Raw genomic sequence first — 13164 nt, 5'->3', positions numbered from 1 at the left:
TGGTGGCCCTACGAGCCCATCAGAGTCTCGGCGGCAATGCGCATATGCTCGGAGATTTCCGCGCTAACCGCGGCGCTGTCGCCAGCCTCGATGGTGTCCACCAGCTTGAAATGGCGTGCGACATCCATATTGCGCACCCCACGTTCGTAGCCGCCGAACATGATTGACATGCGGATGGAGCCCTCAAGCTGCTCCCACGCATGCAGCAGGGTGTCATTCTCGGACAGCCGGCACAGAGTGCGATGGAATTCAAGATCCGCTTCAATGCGATCCTCGATTTCATCGTCCGTGAGTTGCTCCATGTTGCTTACCGCGGCGCGCAACTGCGCGAGAGCGTCCGAAAGGTCTTCGCGCTGAAGCAGCGTCGTTGCCGCCAGAGTCTCCAGTGAGGCCCGGACCGCGAAGATGTCCTGGATTTCCTTGTTGTCCAAGTGGCGAACTGACAGCCGTCCGCGTTCTCCAGCGGAGACCAAGCCCTCCTGCTCCAATTGGCGCAGTGCTTCTCGCAGGGTGCCACGGCTGATTTGCATGGAGGCTGAAAGCTCGGTTTCCACCAAGTGGGTTCCCTGTTGCAATTCGCCGGTAGTGATGGCCCGGCGCAATGCGATCAATGCCTGCTCGCGCAGGCTCTTCTTGCGAAGGCCTACCAAGGAAGAATCGGCGATGGCCATGGAACACCCCTAGTAATTGGAAATCAACTGTCGATTGTTAACTGTTGATCTTAGCGCCTTGGGCGGGTGCAGTGCGAGCACTGCGCCCGCCCAAGGCAGCACATCAAGATGATCAGGGCACATCTAGTCGAGCTCAGCCAGGACCTTGGCGACGATCGCGCTGATCGACAACCCGTAGCGGTCATGGAGTGTCGGCAAAGCTCCTGCGTCAAGGAACTCGTCAGGCAGGCCGATGGGAACGACCTTCGAGGAAATCCCGCCACGGACCATGGTCGAGGCCAGGGTTTCGAACAACCCGCCAATCACCGAATGATTTTCCAGCGTGACCACCAGACGGTCCCCGGCCACCTCCTTCAGAACCGTTTCCGAGTCGAAGGGCTTGATGGTGGGGGAGTGCACCACGGAAACATCTACGTTGTGCCTGGCCAGTTCCATCGCGGCATCCAGCGCGCGCATGGTCATCAGGCCGCTGGATACGAAGACGACGTCGTTTCCACCGCGTAGTACTTTTGCCTTGCCCAATTCGAAGCTGTAGTCGTATTCATCCAAGACGGTAGGCACCTTGCCGCGCAGTAGGCGCAGATAGGTTGGCCCTTCGCAAGCTGCTAGCTGCGGCACCGATTGCTCGATATCCACCGAGTCGCAGGGATCCACAATGGTAAGGTTCGGCATCCCGCGGAAGATGGCAATGTCCTCGGTGGCCTGGTGGCTCGGGCCGTAGCCGGTGGTCAGTCCTGGCAGACCTCCCACGATATTCACATTCAGGTTCGGCTCGGCAATATCCAAGCACAAGAAGTCATAGGCTCGTCGGGCAGCGAACACCGAATAGGTGGAAGCAAAGGGGATCATGCCGGTTTCGGCGAACCCCGCGGCCGCTCCGAACAGCAATTGCTCGGCCATGCCCATCTGGAAGAAGCGTTCAGGGTGCTGCTGGGCGAAGATGTGCATGTCCGTGTACTTGCCTAGATCGGCGGTCAGGCCTACGATGCGCGGATCCTTCTCGGCCGCCTTGGCCAGGGCATGGCCGAAAGGGGCTGGCGCGGTCTTCTGGCCGGGCTCTGCGAAGGAGGCGATCATGGCCGAGGTTTTCAGTCGTGGTTTGGCGGTGGCAGACATTTAGGAGTTGCTCCCTTCGAAGCCTTCGGTGAGTTGGTCGCGGCAGATCTGCCATTCGTTGTCTTCAATGCGCATGAAGTGGGCTTTCTCGCGGTTTTCCAGCAGTGGAACGCCACGGCCTACCTTGGTGTCGCACAAGATGACCGACGGGCGCGAGGTGAGGGCCGCTTGGGCCGCGATGTTGTCGAAAGCCTGCAGCAGCGCTCGCGGGTCATTGCCGTTGATCCGCTGGGCGTACCAGCCGAAAGCTTCCCATTTCTCGGCGACCGGTTCGGTGCGCAGTACCCCGGCCGTAGCACCATCGGCTTGCAGGGCATTGATGTCCACCATGGCAGTCAGCTGGCCCAGCTGGTGGTGGGCGGCACCCATGGCCGCTTCCCAGGTGGAGCCCTCATCCAGTTCGCCATCGGAGAGGAAGTTGATCACCCGCTGGGTCCTGTTCTGGTGGCGCAGGCCCAGGGCCATGCCGACCGCGATGGACAGGCCGTGCCCCAGGGAGCCTCCGGAGATTTCCATGCCGGGGGTATAGGTGGACATTCCGGACATCGGGAGCCTGGAATCGTCCGAACCGTAGGTTTCCAGCTCTTCCACCGGGATGATGCCCGCTTCGGCCAGCGCGGCGTAGAAGCCGATGGCGTAGTGGCCGGTGGAGAGCAGGAAGCGGTCGCGGTCTTGCCAATCCGGTTCTGCCGGGCGGAAATTCAGCTGGTCCACGTAAATGGTGGCGAACATGTCTGCCGCACCTAATGCCTGCCCTACATATCCTTGGCCCTGCACCTCGCCCATATTCAGTGAGTGGTGGCGAATGCGGTACGCGGCGCCGCGGACCCTTTCGGTGCGCTGGTCCAAAGTCAACGTTTGATTTTCGGTGGCTGCGATTGCCATAGGTTGTCCTCTCGAGAATTCAACGGGTCGGTGTTCGGGGTTGCTGCCCGGGATCAGACGCAGCTTTTCTGCGGATTCGCGGCGATGGCCTGGTCGGCCAGACGGCGTTCGCGTGCGCCCCAGGTTTCCTTGGTGACCAGTGCCGCCCACAAGCCGATCAGCGCGTAGCCGATGAAGAGCGCGGCCGGGCCCATCCAGCCGAACTGCATGAAGAGCAAGGTGGTGATGAACGGTGTGAAACCTGAAACCATGGCTGAGATCTGGTAGGCCAGCGATGCGCCGGAGGAGCGGGTCTTTGCTTGGAAGAGCTCGGGGAACCAGGCACCCTGGGCGCCGGCCATGGAGTTCTGGCAGATCGCATAGGAGATAACGATCGTGGCGATGATCATCAGGAACGAGCCGGTATTGACCATCAGGAACATTGGAATGCCGAAGAGCGCGGCAAAGGCGCAAGCGAACAGGTAGACAGTGCGCCGTCCGACGCGGTCGGTGAGCCGGCCCCAGCGATAGGTCGCGAAGATGCCAACGGCCGAGGCGATGCTCAGAGCGGTCAGCGTTTGCCAGTTCGCCGCCAAGCCTGTGGTGTGCAGGTAGGAGATCATGTAGGTGATGGAGACCGCGTAGCCTGCGGTCTCGGCAATGCGCAACCCGATGCCGCGCAGGATATTGCGCCAGTCGGTGCGGATGACATCCATAATCGGCGATTTGACGATCTGCCCTGAATTCTTGACATCGTCGAACACAGGCGACTCCGGGACCTTCGAGCGGATGACCAGTCCAACGATGACCAGCAGGATGCTGGCAAGGAATGGAACACGCCAGCCCCAGTCGCCAGGCAGTTGCACGCTGAGCAGGAACACCAGATTGGCCAGCAGCAATCCTACTGGGAATCCGGACTGGACGATCCCGGTGAACCTGCCCTTTTGCTTCCATGGTGCGTGTTCATAGGTCATCAGGATTGCCCCGCCCCATTCAGCGCCGAAGGCCAGTCCTTGGACGATGCGCACAAAAACCAGGAGCGCTGGAGCGAGCACGCCAACTTGCTCGTAGGTGGGCAGTAAACCGATGAAGAAAGTGGCCAGGCCCATGACGATCAGCGAAGTGACAAGTACCGGCTTGCGCCCGATCTTGTCACCGAGATGGCCGCCGATAATTCCGCCGAGCGGCCGGGCGGCGAAGCCTACGCCCAGGGTGGCGAATGATGCCAGCGTTCCGAGCAGTGGATCGGTGCCCGGGAAGAATGCGTGGCCGAAATACAGGGCGGCAGCGGTGCCAAAGCCGATGAAATCGTAGGTTTCAATGGTGGCTCCAACGCTGGAGCCTATCGCGACGCGCTTGGCGTCCTTGGTGCCGTGAATCGGGCCACGCATTTCTAGAGTTTCGCTGCTCATGGGTGGCTCCCTTCGTGAGTTGTTGGATACGGGCAACTTTCATTGTTGACAGTCAACACTAATAGAAGTGTGAGCGACTGCACAAGGTCTGTCAATAGAAAATTTAACAGTTGACTGTCAACAGTAAACAAAACTATCGTGGTGTGCACCACAAACTCTTGGTGCGCTTGTCCAAGGCAGGGCACCATAACCACTAAGTTCGCCTCATTGTTATTAGGGCGAGCCGAATTGAAAGCAGGAATCCGATGAAACAAATCCAGCGCACTGCTGTACTGACAGGTGCAACCTCGCCCCAGGGGATCGGCATCGAAACCGCCCGGCACTTAGCCCGGGAAGGCTGGGGCATAGCGATTCTGGATCTGGACCACGCCGTATCCGAGCGCGTAGCCGCGGAGATTGCTGAAGAATTTGGCGTGCCGGCATTCGGCCACGAGATCGACGTCGCCGACGAGTCCTCGGTCGCCACGGCGCAGGCGGCAGTGGCAGCGCGCGTCGCCGCACAGGAGCTGCCTCCCACCGGCGCCGTAGTGAATATCGCGGGTATTACGTCCCCGGTGGATTTCCTGGATACGACTTTGGATATCTGGAACAAGATCATGAACGTCAACGCCACGGGCACGTACTTGGTTACCAAGGCATTCCTGCCGGAAATGATCGACAGTGGATGGGGACGAGTAATCAACATGTCCTCCGTGTCAGCCCAACGTGGCGGCGGCGTCTTCGGCAAGGTTCCTTATTCCTCGGCGAAAGCGGCAATCCTTGGCTTCACCAAGGCGCTGGCCCGTGAGATCTCGGCCAGCGGCGTCACCGTCAACGCGATTGCACCAGGCGCTGTGGATACCAATATCCGTGTTGGCAGCACCGACGAGCAGGAAGCGGCCATTGCCGCGGGAATCCCCATTGGGCGCACCGCAACCACTGGAGAAGTCGCATCGGTCATCGGCTTCCTGGCATCCGAAGGTGCTTCCTACCTCACCGGCACCACTATTGATATCAATGGTGGCAGCCACATGCATTAGCAGTTCGAGGTCCGGGCAAGTTCGAGGAAAAGAGGAAGCCAGCGGCCACGCTCCGATAAATTTCGGGTCGTGGCCGCTGGCTTATTGTCATGTTCTGGCGGCCGTTACCCGAACCAGGGCTTCTCGGCCGCGGCGAGCGTCCCGTCGTTCTTGGCCATGTTCAGCCACTGGTTCACGTACTCCTGGAACTCGTCATCACCCAGCGGCAGCAGGTAGGCCTTCTGGGAGAAGTTGAACGGCTTGTCCGGGTGCACTGCGCACAGCTCGGGATGCTCACTGGCCACCCACCGGGTTTCCGAGGCATCGGTGGTCATTACATCCGCCCGTCCGGCAATGATCTCATCGAAGATCTTGTTGTTGTCCTCGAAGCGGATGATTTCCCCGTCGGGATAATTCGCGTCTGCGAATTTCTCGTTGGTGCCGCCGATCGGGGTGATGGAACGGACCCCGGGCTGGTTGATTTCCTTGATCGTGTCGTACTTCTCCACGTTCTCGCACAGGGTGATGGGTGTCTTGCCCTCGTCCAGTGTGGCTTCGCTGTAGTAGGCCTGCTGGGCACGTTCCATGGAAATGGAAACCCCGCCTACTGCCATGTCGCACTTGGAGAGGAAGTCCGGCATCAAGTCCTTCCATGAGGTCTGGATGAACTCGGGTTCGACGCCCATGGACTCGGCAAGATCCTTGGCCATCGTGATGTCGATTCCCGACCATTCCCCGGTTTCCGGGTCGAGGTAGGTGAACGGCCGGTAGTCCCCGGTGGTGCAGACCTTCAGCGTTCCGGCTTCAATTACGCTGGCCAGCCGGGTGCTGTCGGAAGCTGGCTTCTGGTCGTCGCCGGATTCCGGGGCTGGAGCCGAACAGCCTGAAAGGAACAAGGCCGCGCATAGGAACAGCAATGGCAACCGGCGGGTGATGGACGGATTCTTCTGTGAACTGTCGGTCATAGTCCATCAATCTATAAGCCGTCCGAATCAGGGCACAAGACTTCCGGGTTTTCTTGCGGAAGCGGAAATCAGCTGGCGGAAGGAACCGCAGCGGTGATGTCCAGCGCGGCCACGAGGTCCTTGCTGTGCTGGTGTTCCGGGTCAGCCAGGAAATCGTCGAGGGGGCGATGCTCCACCAGCTCGCCCTCGTAGAACACTGCCACGTCATCACTCACATAGCGGATCACGTCCATGTCGTGGGAGATGACCACGAGGCTCAGCCCCATTTGCTCGCGCAAATCAAGCAGCAGGTCGAGGATGTGGCGCTGGGCTACCGAATCCAGTGCCGAGGTGGATTCATCGCAGATCAAAACCTGCGGCTCGGTCAGCAGCGCACGTGCGATAGCCAGTCGCTGGAGCTGGCCGCCTGAACACTGGCCCGGCCTGCGATCCAGCAATTGCTCGGGCAATCCCACCTGGGCCATGGCTTGCGCCATGCGCTCGCCGGCCTGGATTGCCGGCAGCCGGTGCACCGCCGCGCTCATCGAAGTGCGGATGGTAAGCCGGGGATCGAAGGAGGAATACGGTTCCTGGGCAATGACCTGCACCCGGGTTGCTTCGCCATTATGGTGCGCATGAATGATCCGACCGGTGGTTGGCTGTTCCAACCCGGCCAGCAGCCTGGCAAAGGTGCTCTTGCCGGAACCTGAGCGGCCCACCACCCCCAGGACTTGGCCACCGTGCAGGCGCAAGCTCGTGGGGTTCAACGCTGCCGGGCCTTTTGCGCGGCGCGTATAGTTCTTGCCCGCGTCCACCGCCTCGAGCAAGCATGCCGAATCCGTCGCACGGAGCGTGCGCAGAGGAGGCAAGCTGGCTTCGACCAGCTCGCGTGTCTTGGAGTGGCGGTCCTTGGAGAAGATCAGCGCGGTAGGGCACTGGTCCACAATCTGACCGTCGCTGACTACTACAACGCGATCCGCGATGTGCTGGATGCTGGCGATGTCATGGGTAACGAACAGGACGCCTACGCCGCGCTCCTGCTGCTTGCGGCGCAGCAATTGCAGCACCTCGGACTTGAGGATCGAATCCAAAGATGATGTCGGTTCATCGGCCAGGATGAACTCCGGATCAGCGGCTAGGGCGATGGCAAGCATGGCGCGCTGGGCCATCCCGCCGGAGAGCTGGTCCGGGCGTTTGCCGGCAATCTGCTTGGCGGGAGACAGGCCTACTTCCTCGAGCAAGGACAGCACCCGATCCTCATGCTGGCGGGCTTTGCCCCAGCCGTGGGCTCCCAAGGCCTCGAGCAGGTGCGCGCGGATGGTCAACCGCGGGTTCATCACGCGCTTAGGCTGTTGGAACAGCATGCTGATGCGTCGTCCGCGCACCGAGTCCATGGCTTTCTCGTCCAGCTGGTCAAGGCGCTGGCCATCAAGCAGGATCTTCCCCTCAGCACGCAGCTGCTGGGGCAGCAGGCCGATAATCGCCTTGGTGAGCAGCGTCTTGCCGGAACCGGAACGCCCTACCACCGCCACCAGTTCGCCGGCTCTCAAGGCGCCACGTGCCTCGGAAAGCAACCGCTGATCGCCGGAGCTGACCGAGAGATCAATGAATTCAAGTTCTCTAGTCATGGATTTCCGCCTTGGCCTCGGTAGCAAGCACGTCCTGCCCGCCCAGCACGTGGGTGATGCGATTGCCCAGCAGGGTAACGCAGAAGCTGACCAGGAAGATGGCTGCGCCCGGTGCAATCATGCCCCACGGGGAGCGGATCGCATGAGGCTGGGCCTCGGCCAGCATCGAACCCCAGTCGGACTGCGGCGGCTGGACTCCGATGCCCAGATAGGACAATGAGCCGAGCAATACGAGCAACAGGCCGAAGCGCAAAGCGGCCTGGGCCAGCACCGGACCCGCGACGAAGGGCAGGACATGATGGCGCAGGATGAACCAGCGTGAAGCGCCCACATGCTTGGAGGCCTCGACATGGTGGGTGCTCAATGCCTGGGCCGCCATGGATCGCACCAACCGTGCCGTGGGGGTCCATGCCACGACGCCCACGGAAAGCACCATGGTGGAGAATCCGGGACCCATGACCGCGATGATCAGCAGCGCAATCACGATTTCGGGCAACGCGAGCAGCAAGTCGTTCACGCGCAGGAAGAGCTCATCCAGCCAGCCGCCGCGCACCGCGCTGAGCAGGCCCAGTGCGGTGCCCACCAGCAGCGAGAACAGCGTGGTGATCAGTGCTACCGATAGCGAGAACCGGCCACCATGCAGCACCCGGCTCAAGGTGTCACGGCCCAGGGCATCGGTGCCCAGCAAGTGGGCCAGGCTGGGTGCCTGCAACCGGTCCGCCAGGCTCTGGGCGTTGGGATCATAAGGGGAAATCCACGAGGCGGCGATGGTCAGGATGACCACTGCCAGCAATATGAACGCGGGAGGTGAAAGCAGGATTTCCCTGGAATGAGTCCTAGCCATGCCGTACACCAATCCTCACATTGGGGTCACTGATCTTGTGCACCAGGTCAACGATTCCGGTCACCACCACGGCACAGGCCACGACAACCACCACGCCGCCCTGGGCTACCGGGATATCAGCATCAACGATGGAGTCGAAGATCAGCCTGCCCATGCCGGGAATGGCAAAGATGACCTCCACAATGACTGAGCCGCCCAGCAACCCGGCAAACCAGACACCGACCATGGTCCACAATGGCAGCAGTCCGTGGGGAACCACATGGCGAACCAAAGCCTGGGTGCTGCTCAGCCCGCGGGCACGAGCCGCCAGCACATGTTCGGAGTCCAAAGCCTGGCACACCCCCGAGCGCACCGCGACGGTGAAGAAGCTGATGGGGCGCAAGGCCAGAATGAAGACCGGGAGCACCAACGAGGCAGGGGAATCGAACCCGGCCGAGGGCAGCAGCGAGACGCGCACCGCGAAGAGCAGCACCAGCAGCGGAGCCAGCGCGTATTCAGGGATCGCAATGAGCGCATGGGTGATGGAGGTGATGAGCCTATCTGGCCATTGCCCGGCGCGGGTTGCCGAAGCGACGCCCAAAAGGCTGGAGGCCACTATGGCCACCAGCAGGGCGCTGCCGGCCAAGGATAGGGTGACGCCAATGGCCGGGAGCACCTGGTCGGCTACCGGGGTACCACTGATATGCGAGATGCCCATGTCTCCGGTGGCGAACCGGCCCAGCCACCTTCCGAATTGCACCAGCATCGGGTCATGCAGGCCGAATTGCTCCGCGTAGGCCTGCACCGTTGCCTCATCGGCAGCCCCGATGTCCATGCGTGCGCGCAGCAAGGACCGCACGGGGTCCCCGGGGGAAACAAAGGGGACCAGGAATACCGCGAAGGATGAAAGCAGAACTGCCGCGCCGAGTCCAAGGACCCGGCGCAGCATGGTGGTTAGAGGAGACACGCTAGCTGGTCTTCGCCAGATCCTTGGTCAGCACGTAGCGGGTCAGCGGGTCCTGGACGTAGCCCTGGACCTTGGCTCCCACGGCGTCAATTGCCTGCTCGTTGACCAGCCAGACGTTCGCGGCGTCTTCGGCGAGGATATCGCCTGCCTTGCGGTACAGGTCGTGGCGCTTGGTTTCATCCTTCTCCACCAGTGCCTGGCCGACCAGCTTGTCATAGTCCTCGTTGCAGTAGTGGCTCAGGTTGTAGCCGCCCTCGCAGGTGTAGTCGGACTGCAGGAAGCCGATCGGATCAGCGATGTCGATCATCCGGTTGCGCTGGCTGAGGATCATGTCGTACTTGCCGGCCAGCACATCGGGCTCCGCGGCGCCGTAGGACTTGGTCACTACGTTGGCCTGCAAACCGATCTGCTTGAACTGCTCCTGGATGATGGCGCCTACCCCGGCGAACTCCGCGCGTTCGGTGATCGCAATGATTTCCAGCGGCTTCTCCTGCTGGTATCCCGAGGCTTCCACCAGCTTCTTGGCTTCTTCGATATTCACCTGCGGTACGGCCAGGTCAGGGTTGGCCCAAGGCTCGCTCGGGGCAAAGGGGCCGGTGGCAGGCTGCGCTGCACCTTCGTAGATGCTCGCGGCCATGGCCGGCAGGTCCAAGGCCATGGTGGCGGCCTTGCGCAGCTCCGGGTTGTCGAATGGAGCGCGCGAGTTGTTCAGGTACAGGGTCGAGGTGCGGGGCGAATCGGCCTTCAGCACGCTGATCTTGTCATCGGCCTCCAGGGTAGCCAGGCTGGTGGCCGGGATGGACATCGAGATGTCCGCTTCGCCGGTCTGCACCTGGGTAGCACGGGTGGCGCCTTCGGTGATGTAGCGGATTTCTCCGCCAGCCAGCTTCACTTCGCCGTCCCAGTAATTCTCATTGCGGTCCAAGGTCAGGGACTGCCCGGCTTTTTCGGAGACCGGGGCGAAAGGCCCGGTGCAATGATTCATCGGATCGATGCCCTTGCCGGTGTACGCGGCAGGGGAGAGCACACCTGCGTTCACGCTGGCCATGCGGTAGGGCAGCAGCGGATCCGCGCCGGGGGTGGTGACCCGCACGGTATCAGCGTCGAGGGCTTCGACCTTCTTGATGGTCTTGGGGTTCACCGCACGGGCCGGTGCGGTCGCCTTGAGCACATGGTTGAGTGAAGCGGCTACGGCCTTGGCATCCATGATGGTGCCATCTTGGAATTCCACGTTCTTGCGCAGCTCGAAGTCCCATTCGGTGTCCGAGGACTGCTTCCAGGAGGTAGCGAGCATCGGTTCGACGGTTTTGGTTCCCTGGTCGTATTTGGCCAGGGTTTCCAGGCAGCCGGCGATGGAGAGCACGTAGGCGTCGTCGCTTTCCAGCGCCCAATTGGAGACCGGGGCACGGAAGTTGGCCACGACTACCCGGGCCTCCGGGTCCGCTGCTTTCTCCGGAGCGGAGCTGGCGGAGGTGGAGCTGCAGGCGGCCAGCGCGAGGGCAAGGGCCGCGAATCCTGCGGCAGCGCTCAATCGTCCAAGTTTCATGGAAATCCTTCGGCATTACGTGATGGATTGGCATCTAATGCAATAGTGCCTTGGTAAGCGTACCCTAATTAGCGGCCTTGTCTTGCTGATAATTACCCCGCTTGAAAACCGGAAGGAAAGCACCCGTGCAGCGTTCTGTAAGAGTTGAAGCTGAGTAGTGCAAAGTTGGGGTGCCGTATGGAAATTTTTCGCAGATTAAGCGTCATGTGTCGCAGTTCATGCACCCTGGGCAAGGACACCTGAGCGTCGCACGAGTAATGCGGCGAGCCAAGCAGCAAGGCCCAAGGGGAGCATGAGGAAAAGCCAAGGCAGGAAGCCGGGGATGAGATTCTGGCCGGCCTGCGCCAGCAGCCACCCGACCAGCATGTTCCCCACCAGCACAGCCAGGCCGCCGCAGCTGGCGAGCAGGCCGAAGTAGGATCCAGTGGCGCGGTGCCCGGCGAATTTTGGAACCAACGACAAGGCCGTGGGATGAACGCTCATATGCCCCAAAGCCAGCAGAGTGACCGCGCACAGAATGCGGATCGGACCAGTCTGCTCGCCGAAGGCAGAGGCCGGGAGAAACGCCAGCACGCCAAATCCCAAAACGCTCGAGAAGTACCCGCAACGCAGGGTCGCCGCCGCGCCGATCCGTGCAGCGATCCAGGCGACGGGCAATTGCAAGCCCAAGGTCAGTACAGAGATCCAAGCGAATACCAGTCCCAGCCACTGGGTGGGCATGCCAGTGCGTTGCAATTCCAGGGGAATGGCCAAATAGAGCTGGTTATATGCCAGCAAGTCCGAGGCATGCAAGGCGCAGAACGCCACGAACTTCCGGTCTGCAAGGCAGCGCCGCAGGCTGCCGGGCTGGTGCTTCGGCTGTGCCGGGCTTTCCGAGCGATCGCGCGAATAACTGTCGGGGGCGGGACGGCGCAAGGCTGCAGCGAGGAACAATCCGATGGCGATGAAGAACAGCGCCCCGAAGCCTGCAACTGTTGCGAACCCCCAGCCCCACAGTGCTGCCCCGACCAGCGGTCCGGTCACGGCGCCGATCTCTCCGGTAATGCTCAGCCAGGCAAACAGGGAGGCCCGTTTGGCTCCTGTGGCCTGGCCCCTGTCGCGAGCGGTCTGGGCCGCGCCCACCAGGATGCTCAGGCCAGGGGAGAAGAGCGCTCCGCCGAATCCGGTGAGCAATGTGCCGAGGATAAATAGCCAGAGCTGCGGGTCGCCCAAGGACAGCGATGCCGCCAGTGTGGAGAACCCCGCGGCGCGTACCGCGCAACCAATGAGAATCATGCGCCGGGCGCCGAAGCGATCGGCCAGGCTGCCTCCGGCCAGGAACAGCCCTTGCTGGGCGAAGGTCCGGACACCCAGGATCAGGCCCACCGCGGTACCTGCCAGCAGGAAGTCGTTGGCTAGCACTACAGCAAGGAAAGGAACCACAGCGTAGAAACCGATATTGAACAGCGTCTGTGTTCCCAGGAGCACCGGGACTTCGAGGCGGGGGGCGCTGGATTTCATGGACCTCGGGGAACGTGTTGGTTCGGCTAGCCGCTACCGGCGGCCTCGATATCGGCAGGGTGGACTCTCCGATCTTAGCCAACGCCGGTGCCCTGGGGCGGCTCCTGCGCGGTGGCGCCACGCGGCAGGATGCGCGCGGGGCCGAGGAAGCTTGCTGCCCTGCGCAGGACGTCATCCATGGTTTTCAGTTCGCACTCCCAGAGCGTCAGCGATTCCCAGCCAAGCGCGGCCAGGTTATCGAGGTTGCGCTGGTCCCGGGCGATATTGGCATCCAGCTTGGGATTCCAATAACCCGTATTGGATGCGGGGCGGCGCTGGCCCACCGGGCAGTCGTGGCCGTGCCAGAAGCAGCCGTTGACGAAGATCGCCTTGCGCCGGGCACTGAAGACGAGGTCCGGGGAACCGGGGAGCTTCCCGCCCCGCAACGGGATCCCGGGATGCAAAGAGCGCAGCTGGGCAACTTGCTGTGCAGGCAGGATGCCGTGCACGCGGTAACGGTACCCGGCGGCATGCAGCAATCGGCGCAAGGCCAGTTCCGGCCCGGTGTTCTTGCTGGAAATGCGCGACATGAGCCGCGAACGCTGCGCCGCCGACATGATGTCCATAGTCCATTGTGCGCCGCTAACCAGGCCGTGCGTTGCTGGCTGGGCATTGACTGGATGGCTTGCTGAGGCCATCGGGTGAAACCTCTTGCA

The 13164-nt window shown here is 61.8% G+C and carries 12 protein-coding genes; 1 reads left to right on the top strand and 11 read right to left on the bottom strand.

The features are described 5' to 3' along the window. Window positions 1–8: 8 nt before the first annotated feature. The 4 genes from F0M17_RS15120 to F0M17_RS15105 all read right to left on the bottom strand — a co-directional run bounded on the left by F0M17_RS15120 (window position 9) and on the right by F0M17_RS15105 (window position 4063). Window positions 9–671, bottom strand: a complete 663-nt coding sequence (locus F0M17_RS15120; RefSeq protein ID WP_073706979.1) for a GntR family transcriptional regulator — start codon at window positions 669–671, stop codon at window positions 9–11. Window positions 672–794: 123 nt separating this feature from the next. Continuing rightward, window positions 795–1787, bottom strand: coding sequence for a transketolase family protein (locus F0M17_RS15115; protein WP_149597445.1), 993 nt, complete (start codon window positions 1785–1787; stop codon window positions 795–797). After that, complete coding sequence (locus tag F0M17_RS15110; RefSeq protein WP_073706977.1) at window positions 1788–2672, bottom strand: transketolase; 885 nt, start codon at window positions 2670–2672, stop codon at window positions 1788–1790. 53 nt (window positions 2673–2725) lie between these two features. Next, complete coding sequence (locus F0M17_RS15105) at window positions 2726–4063, bottom strand: MFS transporter (RefSeq protein ID WP_038993016.1); 1338 nt, start codon at window positions 4061–4063, stop codon at window positions 2726–2728. A gap of 245 nt (window positions 4064–4308) precedes the next feature. On the opposite strand from F0M17_RS15105, the gene F0M17_RS15100 reads away from it, so the two are divergent. Further along, entirely contained in the window at window positions 4309–5082 is a 774-nt protein-coding gene (locus F0M17_RS15100; protein ID WP_073706975.1) for an SDR family NAD(P)-dependent oxidoreductase, read from the top strand. 104 nt (window positions 5083–5186) lie between these two features. On the opposite strand, the gene F0M17_RS15095 is transcribed toward F0M17_RS15100, so the two are convergent. The 7 genes from F0M17_RS15095 to F0M17_RS15065 all read right to left on the bottom strand — a co-directional run bounded on the left by F0M17_RS15095 (window position 5187) and on the right by F0M17_RS15065 (window position 13146). Then, window positions 5187–6026, bottom strand: a complete 840-nt coding sequence (locus F0M17_RS15095; RefSeq protein WP_210416657.1) for a transporter substrate-binding domain-containing protein — start codon at window positions 6024–6026, stop codon at window positions 5187–5189. A gap of 68 nt (window positions 6027–6094) precedes the next feature. Next, window positions 6095–7633, bottom strand: coding sequence for an ABC transporter ATP-binding protein (locus F0M17_RS15090; protein ID WP_073706973.1), 1539 nt, complete (start codon window positions 7631–7633; stop codon window positions 6095–6097). Continuing rightward, a complete protein-coding gene (locus F0M17_RS15085; protein ID WP_073706972.1) occupies window positions 7626–8477 on the bottom strand; it encodes an ABC transporter permease in 852 nt (283 codons plus the stop codon). Before F0M17_RS15085 ends, F0M17_RS15090 begins: the two co-directional genes overlap by 8 nt. Continuing rightward, window positions 8470–9423, bottom strand: coding sequence for an ABC transporter permease (locus tag F0M17_RS15080; RefSeq protein WP_246857072.1), 954 nt, complete (start codon window positions 9421–9423; stop codon window positions 8470–8472). Before F0M17_RS15080 ends, F0M17_RS15085 begins: the two co-directional genes overlap by 8 nt. A gap of 1 nt (window position 9424) precedes the next feature. Beyond that, the gene (locus F0M17_RS15075) at window positions 9425–10969 is read right to left on the bottom strand and encodes an ABC transporter substrate-binding protein (RefSeq protein WP_073706971.1); all 1545 of its coding nucleotides are present in this window, start codon (window positions 10967–10969) and stop codon (window positions 9425–9427) included. Window positions 10970–11185: 216 nt separating this feature from the next. Next, window positions 11186–12469, bottom strand: coding sequence for an MFS transporter (locus F0M17_RS15070; RefSeq protein WP_149597444.1), 1284 nt, complete (start codon window positions 12467–12469; stop codon window positions 11186–11188). A gap of 74 nt (window positions 12470–12543) precedes the next feature. Further along, window positions 12544–13146 (bottom strand): very short patch repair endonuclease, encoded by a 603-nt coding sequence (locus F0M17_RS15065; protein WP_349362301.1) that lies wholly within the window; start codon window positions 13144–13146, stop codon window positions 12544–12546. Window positions 13147–13164 lie beyond the last annotated feature (18 nt).

It is taken from the genome of Glutamicibacter sp. ZJUTW, assembly GCF_008370855.1.
GTDB lineage: Bacteria > Actinomycetota > Actinomycetes > Actinomycetales > Micrococcaceae > Glutamicibacter > Glutamicibacter nicotianae.
The sequence above is the reverse complement of the archived record's forward strand: the minus strand, read 5'-3'. Positions and strand labels throughout refer to the sequence as shown.